This is a genomic window from Cysteiniphilum litorale (assembly GCF_003428165.1).
Taxonomy (GTDB): domain Bacteria; phylum Pseudomonadota; class Gammaproteobacteria; order Francisellales; family Francisellaceae; genus Caedibacter; species Caedibacter litoralis.
The window spans coordinates 1-21,058 of record NZ_QLIQ01000017.1; the positions used below are offsets into that span (position 1 = coordinate 1).

The following is a 21,058-nucleotide window of genomic DNA, read 5'->3' on the forward strand; positions in this document are numbered from 1 at the left end:
GAAAAACTGCTATGAGTTATCCAGAGAGTTATTTAAAAGTGTCATTGCTAAGTTTGTGACTGAGTTCGCACCATCGATGGAATCGCTACTACCAAAATTCATGCCATCCATCAATGCGTAAGTCCTAATCTTATCTTAGCTTCCCCCATCATTCTTTTTGGTATGGATGTTGCATTTGCGCAATTATTTTTGCATATCAAATTAGGAAGGTTTCCTAATGGGCAGTTTACTGTTTTGGCAGTTTTAGCAGTCTATGCCTTTGTGATTAGCAGCCTTTTCATTCTAAACAGTCTAGTGAGGCATGTGAAAAAGTAACAACGACCATAAAGTTACAGGCAACGCGTTACGTATAAAGCAATAATGATTGATACAATGGCACATACTTGGTGCTGCACAAACCAACGGTATTAAAATCTTGGGCGTTACTGAGAAAGATATTAAGCACGTTCTTGCACGTGACTTATTTTGAGGTAAGATCAAGCCGTAAAACACATAGAATAAAGATCAAAACTGCTTGAATTAATAACTATAAAAGGTGATCATTAGTGCAAGTTTATATTAACAAATCTTCTGATGTTGCCTATGATGTATAACAGTGAGTCTTATGGTGTGATAAGTAGCTATGTCCATTCTGATGAAAAGGATGAGCTTATAGCAAAATTTGCAAAGGACATGCAAGGAAGAGTGATCGCTTGCAATAAAGCATATCTGCACTATGCCGGATTTAGGAAAGAATCTGATCTATTGGGGAAAAGTGCATCACAAGTGCCGTTATGGCGTGATATTTATGAGTTTTGTCTGTTGGGTGAAATGGTTGTTTTAAAAAGTGGCACAAAATACCTTAATATAGAAAATTTTCCGCTGCCATTTGGTGGTTCAAACATAGTAATCACAGAGAAGGAGCCATTATTTATTGAAGGTAGAGTTTGCGGTTTATTAGGGCGTTCTAAACCACTTTTAGGCGATGCGGGTATTACAATAGATAAGAACCCACTAGGTAGAGAAATTATAACGATTAGCAACCGCTACTTTCATACGATTGAATTACCACTTAAGTTGTTCAAAGTACTGATTTATGCTACTTGGTTTCAACTGGATTATAAGGCAATTGCTGAGCTACTGTTTTGTTCAGAAAGTACAGTGAAAAAGCACTTTAGCACGTTGTATGACTATTTCGTATTGTATAACAAACAAAGAAATCTTTATGAGTTAAAACGGATTGCTAACTTATTTATTAATCAGGTTGTTGTTGATATATGTTTTGATGTCTACAAACGCACCAAACTCAAACGTCCGAACTATACTGTTAAGTTAATATTTGATTGATCGATATACATGTCTGTATGATTTATAGTTGATGGAGATGTTTTAAGCGAATAAATACATAGGCAATAATTTCAGGCATGGATTTTACGAGATGATAGAGTTCATATTTGTTACTACATCCTAGACACTCACGGATGTATTCCAATCGATTTTCAATAGTACGTCTAGATTTTTTGAGGGTTAGAGCAATATCATTGGCATTAATATCACCAAAATAAAGGGCTTTAAGGATTAAAATATCTGTCATTGATAGGCTTTGTATTTCAGGAAATTGAGCAAAGAAGCGATCTAATATTCTAGGAGTGTCACGCAAGGCTATTAAGTCAGCGCTAATATTGCAAGCCTCATAGAAGCTTTTATTGGGGTGAAAAAATGCTTCAAAATCATTCATAATCTTATGTGCTATGTTATGATTCAGTGGTGAGTTTAAGTTGATAAATTCATTGCTAAGTACCCCTAGTAGTGAAATAGATGCATCGAAATTATGCTTAATGAAAATATTATAACTGCCAATGATCGGGTTTTGTTGCATGTAGCGGTCAAATTGCAGTATTCGCTCATTGTTTTTTTGTGTTAAAACATCGGTATAACGACCATATTTTCCAAATCCCAGCATATGTTCGTATACATAGGATTTGTCATGGATCTTGTCGTCAAAGGAATACCAGATCTCAGATACTTCTTTTGACATGAGCGGCAGGTTGTAGACTGTCCCATCTAGTAGTAAATGACTATACCAAGCTTCCTTTGCATAGAGTTCTTGACGTAGACGTTTTTGAAATGACAAAAATTTTCTATAATGACGTTGGTAAACAGTATGGTAGATTTCATCAATAACACTCATAGCTTATGGGGGCTTACTTATTGTTCTATTTGAATAAGGGCATAATTCTAAATTTTCCCATGATTATTTGCGTATTTTGCCTAAAGCAAGATTGGCAAGTGGGCATTCTAGAGTAAGCGGTAGCAATAGGCAAATGAAAAAAAATTAAAAGATCACTTATAGTGTGTTATTTGCACTGATAAGAGTAAAATTACTCTGTCATAAATATTTGTTGAGCAGTATAAATAGCCTGTAAGTTATCATTAAGTTGATGAATTTTAGAGATAAATATATGGGTGATGATAGAAATGCATGGAAATAAGCTAAAGCAAATAATAACTAGTTATGTTGAAATGGTGGATAAAGAGTCAGGAGTTGCCAGATTTGCCAAAGATTTAAATGGGAGAGTTATTGCATGTAACCAGTCGTATTATCAATTAGCAGGCTACTCAAGTGCAGCACAGTTGATAGGAAAGACGGCTGCTGAAGTGAGCGCTTGGCAGAATTTGTATGCATTTTGCATATTGGGTGAGCATATTGTGCTAAAAAGTGGGACTAAATATCTTAATTTAGAACGTTTCCCAGGACCCTTTGGTGAATCTGATCTCGTTGTCACAGAAAAGGAGCCTGTTATTGTTGATGGACGAATTTGTGGCTTGGTTGGGCGATCAAAACCCTTAAATCTTGAGCTTAAAGTAGATATTCGTAAGGATAAATATTTAAGAGAGGTAGTCATAGTTGATAATCGTTATTTTCACACCATTAATTTACCTATCAAGCTTTTTAAAGTTTTGATTTATGCCACTTGGTGGCAATTAGATTATAAAGCAATTGCACAGTTACTTTTTTGTTCAGAAAGTACGGTAAAAAAGCATTTTGGTGCACTGTATGATTATTTTCAACTGTATGACAAACAACGCAACTTATATGAGTTGAAAAAAATTGCGAATCTATTTCTTACGCAAGAAATTGTCGATTTATGTTTTGGTGTCTATAAGAAAAGTAATCTAAGGCGTCCAAATAGTCTATCTAATCTGGCATTTAAATATGCGTGTTTGTGAGATAGGAAGATGGTTGGTTAATGGTGAAAAAAGCTGTCATCGAAAGAAATGATTGTCGATGCTTGCGTGCCAAGTAATGGTTTCAGTGGTTAGGTTTGCAGTGAAGCCGTATTGAACTGCTGCAGGATGCTTTAACTCAATTATGTCTAAGTTTGCAGAATTTTTAGTTGTCCACGTATCATGAAATGTACCAGTTACTGTTTTATTTTGTAAATTTATTTCATAACATACTTTTTGAGTTTGAGAGCCATTTGCAATACCCCATTGAGCTACGACTTCTTTTACAACAGAAGCAAATGATGATTGATTTGCAATTTTCTTATAAATGTCATTTAAATCAAGTTGGGTAACATTTTCGCGGGTTATGTTATGGACTGTGCCATTTTCATCAATAAGTGTGAGTTTATTTCTGCCCAAATCAATATCAAATGATTCTAGGCTATTGTTATTAAATTCAGATAATCGAAACGTACCGATCATCGAGACAGGCAGTGTTTGAACTATACCCATAGCAGCTCCCGTGACTGTGCCAATCGCAGCATTCGTCAAAAAGCTGTTAGTATTAAAGCCTTGTTGAGCACCTAACGCCATAGCTAAACCTTGCGAAGTAGCTGCTTGTGTGATAGCACCTGCCGCAGCTGAAGCAACAATAGCGCCAGTAGTTCCGGCAATAGCAGGACTCAGTAAGGCACCTGTACCACTACTGACAATACCGGTAGCTTCAGCACTTCCTGCGGCAATCACAGCATTCTTCCAGCCAGTTGATTTCATTTGCTGTTGCCAGTTTTGATGATAGGTTGCATTGTTAATAGAGTCTGTGGCAATGGAGGCTGTGACAGCCCCAAAGGCAGCCGAAGGGATCACAAATGCTAGAGGTCCTGCTAAAGGCATCAATGCAATCGGCGCGAGTGTGCCAAATATGGTAGAACCGCCGTGACCCCAAATCTTCTGCCATACACTGCTATGCCCTGAAGGGTCAAACGCCATAATTGGGTTGTTGTCGCTATAGGTATAGCCATTGATACCGCCTGCGTCAAAGGGTGACAGACTATCTTGCTGCATAAACTGACGTAACTGTGGGTTATAGGCGCGATAGCCATTCCCTAAAAATTGCAAACCTGAAGTGTGATCACTCAATATACCGTTATAAGTTTTACTTGAGCTGTCTAAATCAAATACATCAAAGGGTTTTGGATCATGGGCTAAGGCATCACTTTCAAAGCCAAACGGTAAGTAGCGGTAATAGTGTTGCAGTTTGTTGTGATGATCGATCAAACTAATGGTGCTGCCAAGATTATCTTTAACATAAAAGCGTTTTTGTATGCCTGAAGGGTTAATGCGTAGTAAAGCTGCTTCGCTGTAATAATTTAAATTGCCATTTTGTAGATCGCCGTTAATGGCACCGTGGTTGTAGTAATGATAAAGAGGCTCGGCGTTGTTGACTATTTGTTTAATCTGCTGACCCATAGCACTATAGTGGTAGTGGATAATAGCACCATCTTTTTGGATGATTTTAACCAGCTCATCATTGCTACCATAGATGAGGTGATTCTCATTGTTATCAAAAATGATATTGCCATTTTGATCTTGTTGGACATTTATGATTGTATTATCATCAATGACATGGGTAAGTTGCATAGCTAAAGGATTAAAAGTGCTTGCATGACCCGTATTACAGTAGCAAAGCATGATTGTGAAAAGTACAATCGCATTTTTAAGTCTGAAGGAGATTAAGTTATCTTTCATAAAATGATCCGTAAAATGATTGATGATGGATATATATGTAAAAAATGTTCGATTTAAAAATGAGCTTGATATACAGAGCTATTTCTATACTCCATGTGTATAAGGCTGTTTTAGTCTCAAGATTGTATTCTCTAGTATAGTGATTTCATCGATCTGAAGTCGCATTACCGATGCATGTACAGTTTGGTTAGCTTGTAGCGTCGCTACCTGATCTTCTAAATAGCTTACTTGAGCTGCATGAATAGCTTCCAACTGTCTATAATTGTCTGTGACGGTCTGTAGTTCATTCTCTAATCTTTGTCTTGCTGTAAGTTCATTACCATGCTCGATCATATACATGACGACGTCATTATGTAGTGATTCAATATAATTATTTAATGGAGTTTCACCACTGGCAGGAGTTCGTACATATAAACCTTCTAATTGTGGGGTTTTTCCATCAGGTTTAACAATAATTTTCTTTGGGGTAGTTTGTATAATTCCTGCTGCTATGCCAATTGCAGTGCCAATCGCAGCATTTGTCACAAAGCTTTCAATATTAAAGCCTTGTTGCGTGCCTAACGCCATAGCTAAACTTTGAGATGTACCTGCCTGTGTGATAGCACCTGCAGCAGCTGAGGCGATAACAGCGCCAGTAGTTCCGGCAATAGCAGGACTCAGTAAGGCACCTGTACCACTACTGACAATACCAGTAGCTTCGGCACTTCCTGCAGCAATCACGGCATTTTTCCAACCGGTTGATTTCATCTGTTGTTGCCAGTTTTGATGATAGGTTGCATTGTTAATGGAATCTGCGGCAATGGAGGCTGCGGCTGCACCAAAGGCAACCGAAGGGATGACAAATGCTAATGGTCCTGCTAAAGGCATTAGTGCGATCGGTGCAATCGTGCTAAATATAGTTGAGCCGCCGTGACCCCAAATCTTCTGCCATACACTGCTATGCCCTGAAGGGTCAAACGCCATAATTGGGTTGTTGTCGCTATAGGTATAGCCATTGATACCGCCTGCGTCAAAGGGTGACAGACTATCTTGCTGCATAAACTGACGTAACTGTGGGTTATAGGCGCGATAGCCATTCCCTAAAAATTGCAAACCTGAAGTGTGATCACTCAATATACCGTTATAAGTTTTACTTGAGCTGTCTAAATCAAATACATCAAAGGACTTTGGATCATGGTCTAAGACATCACTTTCAAAACCAAAGGGTAAGTAGCGATAATAGTGTTGCAATTTATTGTGATGATCGATCAGACTAATGGTGCTGCCTAGATTATCTTTAACATAGAAATGCTTCTGTATGCCAGAAGGGGTGATGCGTAGTAAAGCTGCTTCGGTGTAATAATTTAAATTACCATTTTGCAGATCTTCATTGATGGCACCGTTGTTGTAGTAATGATAGAGTGCTTCTGCATTATTAACGGTTTGTTTAATTTGCTGACCCACAGCATTATAGTGATAGTAGATAATAGCACCATCTTTTTGAGTTATTTTAATTAGTTTATCATTGCTGTCATAACTAAGCTGATTTTCGTTGTTATCAAAAATGATATTGCCATTTTGATCATATTGAATGGGTTGTGCAGCGTTATCTTCAATAACGTAATGTAATAAATTTGCTTTATCTATGACTTGGCGGGTAGATGTAAATGTTGGAAGTGCATAGCTTTGATTGCCTAATGTTGATAGCAATATCGTAGACATCACTATTCCAAAATGATGACGTTTGTGCTTTGTGAGGTTACTTATTCCCATTGATTGATTACTCCATAGTTTATTGATGCAGATAAGTGTATGAGTACCTAACATAATAAAAGAGTGACCTACGGTTATGTTTAGTGATTGCCCAAATAAAACGTTAGTCAAGCACAAAATAACTTAGGGTTACTATTCGGGGAGAAGTGTATCTACTAAAGTGTGTTGACTACTTACTATCTAAAATCATATTAAAATTAATGCTTTAAAAGACGGCTTGGTAGATAAATATGAACTGTATAAACAAAAGGAGCTATTGCTAATGAAATTTAAACAGTTAAGTGCTATGGCATCATTACTCACAAGTGGAGGGTGTTTTGCATCATCACTTCATCCTGTGACATTTCAAAATGATACAAATGATACTGGGTTATCAGTAAATTACATCACGGGGCACAAATATTCAAAATGTATAAGTTATGTTAGCCCACAAGCATTAATGATTGCACCTGATGGGGCTGAAATATCTAATTTTAAGGACAGAGATAATAATTCATGTTCTAAAGCAAATAAGCGCGCATCATGGATTTTGAAAGTGGCAGGGGGTGGTGAGGCGATTATTACATTCAAACGCGAGCCCAGTAGCAAAGATATTTTTAATGTCTATACTTGGAACGAATTTCTTGTGGTTAATGGAGAAAAGGTCAAGGCAAATGATGTTATCCCGCTTGGAAATTATCAGCTTAAAATTAATAGCATGAATTATGTAACAGTAATCCCAAAAAAGTAAAGGTTTGATTATTTGAAATACAACACATACAGAGAAGTGGTTATGCAGAATAAACATATATTAACAGGCGGGATGCTATTGGTAGCAGCTTTTGGTTTTGCTGCAAGTTCGCACCCCGTCAATTTTCATAATGATAGAAAAGATACAGCGATAAGTATCCAGTATTTAACAGGGCATAAATACTCAAAATGTGTTTCGTATGTGCGCCCGCCAACACTCATGGTGAACCCAGGTCAGGTGCAAACATCTACCTTTAGAGATAAAGATCATCTAAGCTGTAATGGTATAGATAAATATGCCTCTTGGCTGATAAGAACTGTAGATGATGCATCTGCTATTGTTACTTTAAGACATGATCGAACTGGTGATTGGGTGACTTATATAGAGATTAATGGGCATATAGTCAATAATGGCGATACAGTGCCAATTAATGGCGGAAAATATGCTCTACGCGTAGATAATAATGAGAATATTGTATTTTATTGATTTGTCATGAGGCATTGGCTCGTGATGGCAGCGTGGATGAGCGTAGGGGAGTGCGCTAGATACCGCCCATAAGCTATTGTGTAGCATTTATACCATTGAATTTTACGCCCTTTTGAGTGATTGATATTTTAGCAATAGCGAATGCGTTAAGAAACAATGAATAGTTAATTTAGTGTATGTTGTAGTGTGTTTATCAGCCAAGCAATTGGTTTTTGGCTTTGTTCATCTAAATCCACTAAATGTGATCCTAAGTGTCCACCATTAAATGCTTTGGCGATCACTGGCACCTTAGCAAGTTGCAGTTTCTCACTATACAGTTGACCTTGCTCAAAAAGAGAATCCTCGTTGTTTAGCACAATAATGCTTGTCGGCATGTTCTCAAGCTGTGCATACAAAGGAGAGTATAATGTATTCTTCAAATCATTAGGGTCATGAATATAAGCATCGCGAAAATTTAGATATTTTCCGGGATTAACCATGTCAATGATTGGATTAATTAATATTTGTGCTTGAAGTTCCAGTTGATTTACCTCTTTATCTAATAATGCGCATACGGTTGCAATATTTGCTCCCGCGCTATCCCCAATTACTGCTAGCTTGCTTTCATATCGGTGAATAAAACATAGTGCTTTGTAACATGAGTTGATAACCATGTCACTTTTATGCTCAGGTGCTAAAGGATATTCTATTGAAAGCACTTTACACCCGACTTTTTGTGAAAGCATGCGGCATAAATTATCATGTGAGTCAATGCTGCCTGCAACAAAGCCTCCACCATGAAAAAATACTAAGGTTGTCTCTTTTAGTAAACCTTCAGGTTGATAAAGTCGTGCATTCATATTTACGAATTGTTTATCCAGATTAAATGCATTGGTAATTTCTCCTGTAAAAGGATAAACGGGGGAGTTCATGCTAATATTTTGTAATCTTTCTCGTAGTTGTTGAACGCTGGGAGTAGACATCAGGTTTTCCTTAGTTTTGTTTGTTATCTATGCTTATTTATAATGTTCAAATCGTTAAGTATATATTGATAAATCGCTTTTTGAATTTGATAAGTGGGGTGGACGTGATCCCAGAAAATATAATGCTGTGGATCAGCGCATAAACTACCTGAGTCATCTACTAAAAAATTTGCTTTTGCATCTCTAGAAAACTTACCTTGATAAGGAAGCTGAAGATGCTGATCTGTTATTGTCGTTAGATAACGATACTTAAAATAACCACCTTGCCAGCAGGATAAAGCATTATTTTCAGGATCAATGACTGTATTAAATTGAGCGTTAAATTTTTGAGGATCGTTTAGTAATAAAGAAAACATCTGATCGATATCAATAAATTTGATATGAGCATTACTTGAGGCAAATCGCTGTAGCTGAGAGTTATGTGCTTTAGTTAGCTTTGAAAGTATTATTTCATTGTTACGCTCATGCGATTCGGGGGTAAAGGATAAATCAGGAAGTCCAATAATTAAGGTATTTGCTGCATTAGCCTCATTAATAGCATTGATAATTTTATCGGTAACTTTGTGACTGATTTGCTGTATGTCGCTGTCAGATAAGGATTTATCGGCTGTTAAATAATCATTAGCACCAATAAAAAATATCGCTAGTTTTTGCTCATCTTTGCGCCAGTTTTTTTGATCTAGCTGGTAGGCTTTAAGTTCAGCGTCAAGATTATAAGGCAGTCCCAAGCTTGTCCATTCTGGTTCAAAAACAACGGTAGCGCCACCGACGGCATAATTGCTTACTTCGATATTAATGGCTTTAAGTGTATTTTTAAGTAGTACTGACCACGGTGCGCCATTTGAAAACATACCGCGATAATAAGGTGTGGATTTAGGAATCATGCCAGCGGAGTAGTGATATAGATTTCCTTGATCACTAATGCTATCGCCAAAGATAACTATACGCTGAATATCTGCTATATCACTCTTTGAGATATCATATGTTTGTTTGCAAGCAGATACAGTAAAGCTTGGAATCTCTTGTTTGCCAGAAAGCGTATAGCTATGCCATGAGTAGCTGTAGTCTTTGCTAAGTGGCATATGCTCAATTTCTATATCGCCATCTGCCTTGGTAAATGTGGCTGTATTATTTGTGAAACCATTGTTTAACAAGTAGCTAACACGCCCGTTATGTTTCAAACTATTAAATTGAATTTGGATGTTTGAGGTGGTGTGTTCAAGTGTATTGGTATTGACATAACTCCCAGCAAAAACATATTGATTTGGGTTAAGCTCAACCGTATAGCTTTGACCCGCCTCGTCGGCATTGATGCTAAACTGCACGGACTCAGCACAGTTATTCTCAAATGTCAGTGTTGATCTGGCATCTGCATAAAGATGGTTGATATAAGATAAAGCGAATAAAAGCGCTATTTTTTTCACTATAGACTCCTTTCTTGTTAGCGGTGATATAAAATTAATGTATGGTGCATTGTTGCATGCTGGTGTTGCCATTTAGCTGGTTGTAATACAGATCGCCTGTTTTGCTTAAGCTTATAGGAGCGCTAGTATTGATCGATTTAAAATTACCAAAATCATCATAAATAAACATTTGTACGTCACCAGGATAGTTCTCAGGACGAGCCCAGCCAAGATAAACAAGCTTATCATTGCCGCCAACATCAAGCCCAACACTCGAAGCCCCTTGTTTTGCATCATCAGAATCAGAACGATTAAAATAGGCTTGTGTAAACTGGTCCATGGTAGGGTGGATCAGCACATTGCTGCAGGCAAAGTTAGCTGCCTTAATATAAGTGATGAGTTTGGATCGGTTATCCCCTTGACATTGATTATCACCCAGTGGACATTTAGTATAAATGCCAGTGTTATCATAATCAAAGTAATTATAGTTATTCGGATCTGTCAGATTAGCGCCATTGGCATTGGTTCCAATATTTTGGGTTTGCGATGCGGTAAACGGCTCTTGACAACCATACATACCAAATTGCAGGGTCGAAACGGTTTCTCCAGAGGTGTTCTTATTCACTCGAGCATATAAAATATGTCCGGAGCTTAGCATATTGTTATGCATAATTTGATAGCCAAGCGCGATATGTAAGTCAAGAGAATCGTCTTTATTTTGTGGCAGTGGCAAACTGGTCTGAGTGAAGCAAGGTGCTCCATTTATCACATCATTAGTGGGCAAGCTACTTGCTAGTATGGCGTATTGACTAGTACTTACCGGAACGTCACCTTGTAAGTCTATGCCATAGATATTCATTTGAGGCAGTTGTTGTTGCGCACGCAGTTGTACATAAAAAATCCGACTGATGGAAGATGGATTGTCACCTAAAGCATTACGACTAAAAAGCATCATATTTTGATTGTTTGGATGCTCATAGGTTCCTGTCTTGAGGTTTTGGTTTTGGATGCTTGTAATACACATACTTCCTTGACCATTATTAATATTGAGCCATTGGTTTGGTGTCCAATCAATGTGTAATTTGGCACTGGCATCTGTGTAACTTCCATCTAAAAATGGGACTCCTTCGCGCCACGTATAGCTATTGAGATTGCCATCTTGTAACTTGGCAAAGAGATCCTGCTGACATGCCGTATTAGCGCCTTGTTCATCATGTGTTAAAGATAATTTATATGGGTTTTGTTGATCAACTCCTTGGGCGTTAGTGATATATAAACCGATACGATCCCAGATATGCTGTTGTGTATCTTCATCGGGCTGCCCGTCAAAGTTCAGTGTGACTAAAATGGGAAATTGTTGTAAGCCATTGGTATAACCATAAACAGTTGTCCCAGTTTGCTGATTAATATCACTGACCGAAATACCTGTGAGATTGACATTGTTGTTTTGTGTAGCTAAACCTATATTGGCTACGCCAAAAATTGATATGAAGGCTAATGACAATAGTTTAAATTTCATAAAATGATCCTCTTAAGTTATGCAGATTATCTAGTTGTAAAGTCGGTGATTTGACAGGCATCAATATAAGCAGAATCAATCCCTTTATTTAGACTGTTATAACAATCCTGTGGATTAGCAACCAAAAGTTGCTGTGGAAACTTGCTTTTGCTAATATAGCTTTTGGCAACACCATATTGGTTGGTTTTGGTAAAAATTCGAACCTCAACTTGAACGGTCTTCCCGCGAGAACCATTATATTTTTTGCAGGCAGGGACATAAATATTAAAGTTATTACTATTCGTGATGCTCAGAATTTGACTCATATCATTGTGATTGTAATGCGAGGTTCTTTTGCAAGTTCTGTGAAGATAAATACCAGTGACCCCTAACTGGGCAAAGGTGAAGCTGCGTACAACACCATTATTATCGGTATAACTTGGTGGTGAGATGGTGATATTTTCCCCTGCATTAGCTATGCCGCAAATAAGTAAACTGCTGCAAATAAGTGTTTTTTTTAACATGGTTGTATAAGCTCCGTGTGCTGTGATTTAACGCACGCTCATCATACTTAATGTTTTTATTTTTCAAGAGTGACGTGAGGTTATTTGAGAAGATAATCGTCTACATTTTGATCAATTGATTTGTCTTGTGTCAAGCGATAACTACAGTGCCCACCGCCATGATAACTCACCAGTGTCGAGTGTGGGATAAGCTCATGCATGGCTTTAGCATCGACATAGGGAGTTTGTGGATCATAATGATTAGCAAGCATTAGTATCTGAGGCGTATCATCAGTAAAGCTCAGCTTTGTTGATGCTTTCATTAAATTTTGCCAAAGTCCCGTGCAAGGCAATGAGAAATCAATCGCCATATGTTTGGTAATGGCGTCAAACGTTGGTTGGTTTAAAAACACTAGAAATGAATTGAAGTTAAGGTGATATGAATCCTGACAAATAACGGCAGAATAAGCCGCTTGAATGGCAAGTTGATCATTGCGACTAAAATCAAATAGGTCATCAATGTTCTGTTTTTGCATGATCTTGTCAATCAGTAGATAGATTTTGTCATAATCCTTTTCATTATTAACAAAGTCCATGAGGCGATATAAAAAATCGCTTTCTAACACTTGGTGTTTGTGGGCATAGACTTCACCGTATTTTACACGTGTTAATGCTTGGTAAAACCTTATCCATGGATTGGGATAGATAGGACAGTGTGTGTCTTTAGCACAAAGGTCAAAAGCATAATCAAAGCTTTCTTTATCAGCGATAGCCAGAGTTTTATTTGCCTCATATAAATTGCGATCAGCGCCCATTACCCCATCAAGCACAAGCTTATTAACATGTTGTGGGTATTTTGCCAAATAATACTCAGCTAAATAGGTACCATAGGATTGTGCAAGAAAGTTGATCTTGCCAAGATTTAACTGTTGGCGAATTTTCTCTAGATCTTGTAGCGTGTACTCTGTGCCCATACGCGTGAAAAGCTTGTTATCATGTTTTTGGCAGCTAAGGTAGATTTGATTGCGTAATTCAATAAGTCCTGTGATGGCTTGTGGTAATGCTTCAACTTTGGCAAATTGATCATAAATACGCTCATTGATGTGACAGTTAAGCCGTGTGCTTTGTCCGAAACCACGCGGATCAAAGCCTAAAATAGCATAGTCCTTTAATAGCCGTTGGCTAAATAGTGGTTGTAGATCCAATTCACTGACTGGCAACCAAGGGCCTCCTGGGTTATACAATAGAACCTTTTGCGCATGATAAGGATTGTAAAGCGTAAGATAAATATCAATATTGCCAAGCTCAGGCTGGTTATATTCCAATGGTAACTTCAGCGTTGCACAGAGATAGTCCTTTGAATTTTGATGATTGCTGCAGGCTTGCCAGTGAATGGGTGAGTCTGAGCTATTAAAACTATTACTTGCTGATAGTGATGTTAACGTAAAGCATGATAGTAATAATCCGCTCGCTAGTGAAGTGGTATGTTTTAGCATATATTAATATTACCTTGTTATGCAGTAATTAAACCAAAAGGCTTGTGAAGTGGTTGCTGTTCTGGTTTTTCACTGCTTTCTACAGTCAGGTTATGGTCACCATTAATGCGCTTGAATTGTTTGTTAGGCGTTGTTGACAGAGAGTCAGCCCTTTGTGGAAACTTGGAAGATGCTGTAGAAGCATTATTAACTGATGTTATAAAGTTGTGTGTTGCATCAGTCTGACTAGTGAAAGAATCTGCCTTAGCGAGACGTGTCTCAAGAGCATTTCTAACACGATAGGCTTTGAGATTATCAATATTATAGCCAACACTCATGCTTGCTGCATTTTTAACAACTGAAATGGCATAGCTCTCCCAGTCCCATTTACTCTGATAACCAGCGCCAATCATAACACCTTGCTCAATTGCAGGTTCAGAGAAAACCATAATCGCACCATAGGAAAGTTTCATGGATGCCGATGCCTGACTTCCTCCAACGGCACCGCCTGCTGCTCCAAGTGTTGTTCCTATCGCCACGCCAACATAACCGCCATTACGCATTTGTTTGGCAAAATTTTGTTTATTTAAGCCGGCATTTGTCGCTTGTGCAGCAACGGAAGCAGAGCCCCCAGCGATAGCACCGCTAATGGCTGCCATTATCATTGGGTGTGCCACGGCAGCACTGGGTGCTAATGCCCCGCCACTAGCAGCGATTGCCATGCCCATCGCTGTAGCTGTGGTAACGCCAACGCCCCAAACGATAACATGTTTTGCCCAATCGGGGATATGCCCTGAAGGATCAAATGCCATAACCGGATTGTTATCACTATAGGCATAACCATGTATGCCACCTTCACTAAAGGGAGATAGACTGTCATATTGCAGAAAAATACCTAAGCGAGGATTATACGCGCGATAGCCATTACCTAAAAATTGATTACCAGTCATTGCATCCATTGATATGCCATTGAAACCTTTTAAGTGTTGATCTAACTCTGGCGTATGCATTAAATCATCATTTTTATCGATATCGCTTATGAAACCAAAGGGTAGGTAACGATAATAATGATTGAGCTTTTTATCTGGGTTGATATGACTGATAATGCTGCCTAGATTATCGCTTATGTAATGCTGAGTCTCCAACATGTTACTTTGACGGCTTAATTTAAACTCCCCTCCATCAAAGTAGAATTTAAGCAAATGATGCTGCTGACTACCAATAAATTTATTATTGGCATAATAATGGTAAACAGGACTTTGATGTTGAAGTGTTTGCGCAATTTGTTGCCCTTTAGCATCGTAGCGATAATGGATTATTTTGCCATTAGACTGGATTGATTTGATCAATTCATTGTTGCTGTTATAGCTAAATTGCGTGGCTTGATCATCAAGTAGTAAATTCCCACCTTGATCATAGTTGAGCATGTTGCTTACACCATCTTCAATGATATGAGTTAATTGTGTTGGATGTGTTGCCTTGGCAACAAAAGGGATGCTTAGCGCTACTCCGATGAGTAATATGCTAAACTTCTGTGTGTTCATATCTGCTGCGTGTTCCATATAAGCTATCCTTCCCGATTAATTAATACATCCAACACAGTAACAGTATTAAGCATTCTTTAAAGTAACCACAGGTTATTTTTGTTGTTATGCACCATAGACATATTCGGTTTTATGCTCAATGGGCTTGTTATTTGCATCATGACCTTGGGTTGTGACTAAATCAAGTCGGTTTAACGCTTTGTTGTAGCGATAGCTGGCATGGTTAACAATATCACTATGGCTATCCGCAGGGCAGTAGAACGTATCAGTTGATGCGGCATCTTTTTCTTGACAGTCAAACGCCAATAGTTGCTGGGTATCTTTGTCATATTGATATTGATTAATCGTATGTGGTGTGATGGTTTTGATGATATTGCCATCATCATTATAGGTCATTGTATAATCATAATGCACACTGTTATCGGGTGTCACTTGACTGAAGTAAGACAGCTGCGGTAAGCCATTATGTCCGTTGTACTCATAGCGTTTGATCAACACTGCATTACGTGATTCAACTATTTGCCCGCGATCATCATAGCGATAGGTGGTTTTGCCTGCTAAGCTGTTGGTTTTGGCAATAACCCTACCAAGATGATCGTATTCATAATCAGTGGTTGTATGCGCCAGCGAATCCGCTGTTTGTGTCAATACCCCATAGTTATTAAGCACTTCCGTATAGGTAACGGGGATCAAATTATCTAATGTCGTTGTTGTTTGATAAACCGAGCCATCAGGATAGTAGCTGTAATTGATTTTGCTATTCTCATCCGAGACTTCAGTGACTTGTGTTGGAATCGCTGGGTTATCATAGCGATAGTTGATTGTTTTATCGGGTCGAGTAATTGTAATCAGTGAACCCAGTTCATTATAGCTATAGTTAAAAACATCACCTTTTGCTGTTGTTTTGGTCAGCAGATCACCTTGCGGGTTGTAGGTATAAGTGGTTGTAGCACCTTGGACGGTTTCGCTAATCAATTGCCCTAATGCATTATATTGACGTGATCCTAGGAGATAGGTGACATCATTATTCGCATGATCAATGACTGAAAGATTGGTTATCTTGCCATAAAGGGGATCATATTGATAAACAAGACTACTTTGTGTGGCTTGTTGATCTTTTTGAGTCACCTCTCCTTTATTATTGTAGTGATACGTCGTTTTGTTGCCATGTTCATCTGTAGTGTTCGCAGTGCGTCCTAGACCATCATAGCTCTCTATAGTAGTTTTATAGGTTTCATTTTGCGCAATAATGCTATCTATCGTGGTTGATAAGGTATTTGCATTTGGCGTATTGCCGTTGCCAAGCGCGCTTAGTGCATTCAGTAGCTGTGTTTTGGTTTGTGCATTATAAAGTGCTTTGCCATTATCAAATTGCGCATCAGATTTAGTTAAAATGACATAGCTGTGTTTGCCTAAAAACAGAGATTGTGTTTGGTTGTTTACTTTTGTTGCAACGACATTTTGTTCACTAACATTAATTAAGTCAGCTTGGCATCCAGTAGGTTGCCCCATGGCGTTATGGCAAGGACTATTTGGTGCGTCAATCACTTGACCATTGCTGTAAAGCTTAAGGCTGATGCTACGATTACGGATGCGGTCGTTGATAGAATAATCAGCACTGCCGTCGGGGTTGATGGTCAGATCATTATTACCTGCGACATCATAGTGATAATAAGTGGTTAACGTTTTGTTTTGGTCGATATAACTGGTTTTATCGCTTATTTGCCCAAGTGCATCATAGTGTTGCGATGCAAGCGGGCGAATACCTGCGGGCAAATCCGTTGCATAATTTGTCGTGCTGTGATTAGTATCACTGCCAGCGCGTGCAATCTCACGACCTAAACTATCGTAATATACAAAGTCAATATCACCAGTGGCAGCATTGGTTTGCTTCACAGATAAAAGCCCGCGTGTTGGATCAATATGGTACTCATAGTTATTAATGATTGGATTGGCGCGATTAGCAAAGGCGATGCTTTGGGTCACTCGCCCAAGTAGGTCATACTTGTAGGTCATAACATTGCCATAAGCATCTGATTCGCTAATCATTTGTCCTGTATAGGCGCTAATTGTTTTTGTTTTACCCTGAACGTGCTCTTTGCCATTAGTAATAGCTTCTTGAACAGTAATGGGTGCAAATGGTGTGCTATTGTCTTGATGGTAACTTGTCGTCATGGTGGCAGCTGAGTTATTGTCATCATTGAAGCTTTTTATCTTGTATAACGTGTTTAAATTTGTTGAAGTTGTAACGGTTTCGGCTGTAGTCAATCCAAAGTCAACTGCTGTTGGATCACTACTAGACACCGTTTTTTGCACACTTAATAATGGCTGACTAGCAGATAGTAGGGCGTGGCTGTTAGTAGTCGCAGTATGAATTTCTTTGCCACTGACATAAGAGCTGCTATAGCTTTGAGCGCCATTTTCACGATTAATATTGGCAATTGGATAATTGGTTGTGATGGCATCAGGGGTTATCATACCCTGGATGGTTGCAGGTGTTGTCGTTTCACTTGAAACAATATGGTCAAAAGGACCAGCAACACTGGCAGGATAATACTGATAATCGGTACGAATGCTATTTTGATCAATCTTAAAATTCATGAGTCCAGTATTTTGATCAAAGCCTGCGTAGCTGTATAAAGTGGCACCTGCTTGTCCGCCTTGACCATTGATACCAAAGCTTTGTTCTTGCATTGCAATAGGCTGTAAGTAGCCAGCGCTAAGTCCACTGAAGTATCCATTGCTACTTTGCTCATAAGTCTGTGAGGTTTTCTTAATGAGTTGTCCATTCGCATAGATTTCGGCTTTTATCGGGCGATGAAAATGGTCATAAGTTGTTGTCGTGGTTCGCGTGTTGCCATTGTCATCCTTTATTGTCTGACTTGATTGATAGGTATAACCACTTTTAACATTGACCAGCATTGGATCTTCATGGCTTGATGGTTTTGCCCCTGAGCCAAACCCAAGATAGTTATGTCCGCTTGGGTCGTAACTGTATTCGATAACTTGTGCGGGCTCCATCATGGTTTGACCATTTGACATCCAGCTTGGATATTGGGTGTTTGAGCGAATGATTTGCTTAGAAACAACAGGGATTGCCTGTCCTGTTAGGGTTTTAAGGGAGGCGTTGTAATCAACATGAAACGTTGCACCAGTAGGCAGTGTCAAATCACTAACAAAACCTAACGGATTATAGCCGATAATGGTTGTGGCTTGCTCGCCATCATCTATAGGCGTTGTCACGGATATAAGTTGCTTTCCTTGAATATTAAGCGTCACATTTCTAGGTGTGCCATCGATGCCTAGCGATTGTATGTTCACGGTGCTTGTTTGATAGTTTATTTTGATTCTGCGCACATTTTTGCTATTCTCATCACCGTCAGTTATGGCAATAAGTTGGTTTCCTTGATAACTATAATTGGTGGAGTAGCCTAAGGCGCTGACTGTCTTAACAATATAGCCCTTTTGGTTAAAATAGCTGACATTCCCACTGGCATCGGTAAAACGATAACTGCCATCTTTAGCTTGTTGGAAGGCAAATTGAGAACCTTGGAGTTTAGCATACTGCAGTTGATTACCTGGAAGCATGCGATAACGTCCGCCACCAGGGAGCAAGAAAGTTGCTGTTTGCATATCGACATAAGGTAAACTAAAGCTCCAACTAGGCGCTACAGGATAGGCACTAAAGGCATTTGACCCTGTGTATTCAATACTTAAATCAACTTGCCCACCTTGTAGTGCGTTTGCCCATAAAGAACCGACTTTGAATGAAACACCAAGGCTGCCGGTGCGTGGGTCAACCTCAAATCCGCCCATGCTTTTTAAGTTGTAGGCGTTGGAGACAATATCACTGTTGATAGCGGTAGCTGTTAAGTTAAGCTCGGCATGATTAGATGCTTTTGTTGTGGTAGTGTTTGATTCAGCTAGATCATTAGTGGCCTGAGGAGTTTCTAAAGATCCTGTATCAGGTGCAGTGACGATGCTACTATGATCTGTGCTAACATTTGCATAAATGGGTGAGCTCAGTAAGGTGCTTAATAATAAGCAGCTGATTTTTTTTAGTTTGAAGGTGTGTCTATCTTTCATAATTTTCCTTGATGTAAGTGGTGGTTAGTCAAAAAGCTATTCTAATTTAACAAAGCAACGGAAACTTTGAAGTGACTTGACGTTACATTTGATGTTGTCTTAAGTGCTAGAATACCCCAGCCCAATTAGCTACAGCCTTAAAGTTTTCGTCTGTACCATTAAAAGAAAACATATTCTCAAAACTCGTCAATCCATGAGCATTACTAAATTTATCGATATTAGCTCTATAAAAATTTTTCCTTGCCGCAAGGGGTTCCTTTCCACTATTTTTCGAAATATTAAAATTATCATTAAGTTCTGCTAAGCCATTCTCAGGTATTGGTGTTGTTGCTAGTGCCTCCTCAAAGGTTGGCATGGAATCGAAATTAAGCGATTTTCCGTTGTATCTAGGGATGACTATTTCCCTTGGCATGGAGGCATGGATTCCGGTGTGAATGATAGCATTTGCTGCAAAGTTTATGCCAAAATTCTGTAAATTAACCCCTTTTTGTAATCCGGTGGCGATGCTTAGGCTCTCTTGAGCGATAGCGCTTGCTGCAGACTTAGCTATCACATGTGCAGCCATATTTGAAGTAACCTGACCAATGCCGTATCCTGCCGCTTCTCCTGCGGCAAGAGTGCCAAGACCAACGACCACATTTTTCCAACCGGTAGAGCGCATTTGATGCGTCCAGTTTTTGCCGGTTCCAGCATCCGCGATAGAGTCTGCAATAACTGGAGTGGTGACTGCAACACCAATCGATGCAGCCGATAATGTGCTGGTATAGCCAGCAACAACAGCGGGGGTTGCTGCACCGCCTGTTGCCATAATCGCTAAGGCAGAAGCAATAGCAGTTAGCCCAAGACCAATGCCCATATCAATTTTTTGCCATTTACTCATATGTCCTGAGGGATCAAATGCCATAATGGGGTTATTATCACTGTAGGCATAGCCATTAATGCCCCCTTGATCAAATGGCGATAAACTATCGTATTTCAGAAATAAACGCAGTCTTGGGCTGTAGCTGCGATAACCACTTCCTAAAAACTGATTGCCAGTAACCTGATCTGTAAGCATATCATTGTAGCCCTTACTTGAGTCAGCTAAGTCAAATACATCAAATGTTGCGCTATCTGGCTTCATGTCACTTTGGTAACCAAAGGGTAAATAGCGATAGAAGTGAGCAAGTTGCTGGGATTGATCAATAAGAGTAACAACGCTACCAAAATTATTCTGTAAGTAATATGAGGCTTTTATTTGATTGTTTGTAACAGACAACTGCCCATGTTCAAAATAATGCGTGATATCGTTAACTTGCACGTCATCCAGAATTCGTCGATCCTGATAAAAATGATAAAGTGGTTCACTTTGATTGAAGGACTCTGCCATTTGCTGATTCAGTGCATCATAGCGGTACTCGATAGTATTACCATTGGTTTGCAATACTTTTATTAGCTCGTCATCGCTGTCGTATGTTAGGTGGTTGGCTTGATCATCGAACGAGATATTACCATTTTGATCATATTGAATGGTTTTAACAACGCCATCTTCAATGATGCTACGCAATTGGTCTGGGTTACTGGGATAATTTAACGTGGCATATGCGTGCCCGTAAGTGTAAAGCAATACTAAAGGCACTAAACTAAAATAGCTCAATCCTATGTGGCAAAAGTTTCGCATGGT

15 protein-coding genes are annotated in these 21,058 nt (G+C 38.9%); 4 read left to right on the forward strand and 11 right to left on the reverse strand.

What is annotated here, in order from left to right; translation table 11 throughout:
- Positions 1-582 precede the first annotated feature (582 nt).
- Positions 583-1,326 (forward strand): RNA polymerase sigma factor sigma-70 region 4 domain-containing protein, encoded by a 744-nt coding sequence (locus DNJ75_RS07905; protein WP_150468882.1) that lies wholly within the window; start codon positions 583-585, stop codon positions 1,324-1,326.
- A gap of 22 nt (positions 1,327-1,348) precedes the next feature.
- Here the strand turns inward: DNJ75_RS07905 and DNJ75_RS07910 are convergent, their stop codons facing one another.
- Entirely contained in the window at positions 1,349-2,170 is an 822-nt protein-coding gene (locus DNJ75_RS07910) for an mTERF domain-containing protein (RefSeq protein ID WP_117002912.1), read from the reverse strand.
- Positions 2,171-2,457: 287 nt separating this feature from the next.
- Between DNJ75_RS07910 and DNJ75_RS07915 the strand changes: the two genes are divergently transcribed.
- A complete protein-coding gene (locus DNJ75_RS07915; RefSeq protein WP_117002913.1) occupies positions 2,458-3,210 on the forward strand; it encodes a hypothetical protein in 753 nt (250 codons plus the stop codon).
- 36 nt (positions 3,211-3,246) lie between these two features.
- Here the strand turns inward: DNJ75_RS07915 and DNJ75_RS07920 are convergent, their stop codons facing one another.
- Positions 3,247-4,956, reverse strand: coding sequence for an RHS repeat domain-containing protein (locus DNJ75_RS07920; RefSeq protein WP_117002914.1), 1,710 nt, complete (start codon positions 4,954-4,956; stop codon positions 3,247-3,249).
- A gap of 84 nt (positions 4,957-5,040) precedes the next feature.
- The gene (locus DNJ75_RS07925; RefSeq protein ID WP_157968265.1) at positions 5,041-6,657 is read right to left on the reverse strand and encodes an RHS repeat domain-containing protein; all 1,617 of its coding nucleotides are present in this window, start codon (positions 6,655-6,657) and stop codon (positions 5,041-5,043) included.
- A gap of 313 nt (positions 6,658-6,970) precedes the next feature.
- Here DNJ75_RS07925 and DNJ75_RS07930 point away from each other — a divergent pair, with 313 nt between their 5' ends.
- The gene (locus DNJ75_RS07930) at positions 6,971-7,438 is read left to right on the forward strand and encodes a hypothetical protein (protein ID WP_117002916.1); all 468 of its coding nucleotides are present in this window, start codon (positions 6,971-6,973) and stop codon (positions 7,436-7,438) included.
- A gap of 42 nt (positions 7,439-7,480) precedes the next feature.
- Positions 7,481-7,924 carry a hypothetical protein gene (locus DNJ75_RS07935; RefSeq protein ID WP_117002917.1) on the forward strand — a complete coding sequence of 148 codons (444 nt, stop codon included), beginning with the start codon at positions 7,481-7,483 and terminating at the stop codon, positions 7,922-7,924.
- A gap of 164 nt (positions 7,925-8,088) precedes the next feature.
- Here DNJ75_RS07935 and DNJ75_RS07940 read toward each other — a convergent pair whose 3' ends face one another.
- The 8 genes from DNJ75_RS07940 to DNJ75_RS07975 all read right to left on the reverse strand — a co-directional run bounded on the left by DNJ75_RS07940 (position 8,089) and on the right by DNJ75_RS07975 (position 21,055).
- The gene (locus DNJ75_RS07940) at positions 8,089-8,886 is read right to left on the reverse strand and encodes an alpha/beta hydrolase (protein WP_117002918.1); all 798 of its coding nucleotides are present in this window, start codon (positions 8,884-8,886) and stop codon (positions 8,089-8,091) included.
- Between the two features lie 23 nt (positions 8,887-8,909).
- The gene (locus DNJ75_RS07945; RefSeq protein ID WP_157968266.1) at positions 8,910-10,310 is read right to left on the reverse strand and encodes an SGNH/GDSL hydrolase family protein; all 1,401 of its coding nucleotides are present in this window, start codon (positions 10,308-10,310) and stop codon (positions 8,910-8,912) included.
- A gap of 34 nt (positions 10,311-10,344) precedes the next feature.
- The gene (locus DNJ75_RS07950; RefSeq protein WP_117002920.1) at positions 10,345-11,808 is read right to left on the reverse strand and encodes a hypothetical protein; all 1,464 of its coding nucleotides are present in this window, start codon (positions 11,806-11,808) and stop codon (positions 10,345-10,347) included.
- A 26-nt stretch (positions 11,809-11,834) separates the two neighbouring features.
- A complete protein-coding gene (locus DNJ75_RS07955) occupies positions 11,835-12,311 on the reverse strand; it encodes a hypothetical protein (protein ID WP_117002921.1) in 477 nt (158 codons plus the stop codon).
- An 80-nt stretch (positions 12,312-12,391) separates the two neighbouring features.
- A complete protein-coding gene (locus DNJ75_RS07960) occupies positions 12,392-13,786 on the reverse strand; it encodes an alpha/beta hydrolase (protein WP_117002922.1) in 1,395 nt (464 codons plus the stop codon).
- Between the two features lie 17 nt (positions 13,787-13,803).
- The gene (locus DNJ75_RS07965) at positions 13,804-15,327 is read right to left on the reverse strand and encodes an RHS repeat domain-containing protein (protein WP_117002923.1); all 1,524 of its coding nucleotides are present in this window, start codon (positions 15,325-15,327) and stop codon (positions 13,804-13,806) included.
- Between the two features lie 87 nt (positions 15,328-15,414).
- Positions 15,415-19,395 (reverse strand): RHS repeat domain-containing protein, encoded by a 3,981-nt coding sequence (locus DNJ75_RS07970; protein ID WP_117002924.1) that lies wholly within the window; start codon positions 19,393-19,395, stop codon positions 15,415-15,417.
- Between the two features lie 106 nt (positions 19,396-19,501).
- Entirely contained in the window at positions 19,502-21,055 is a 1,554-nt protein-coding gene (locus tag DNJ75_RS07975) for an RHS repeat domain-containing protein (RefSeq protein WP_117002925.1), read from the reverse strand.
- Positions 21,056-21,058 lie beyond the last annotated feature (3 nt).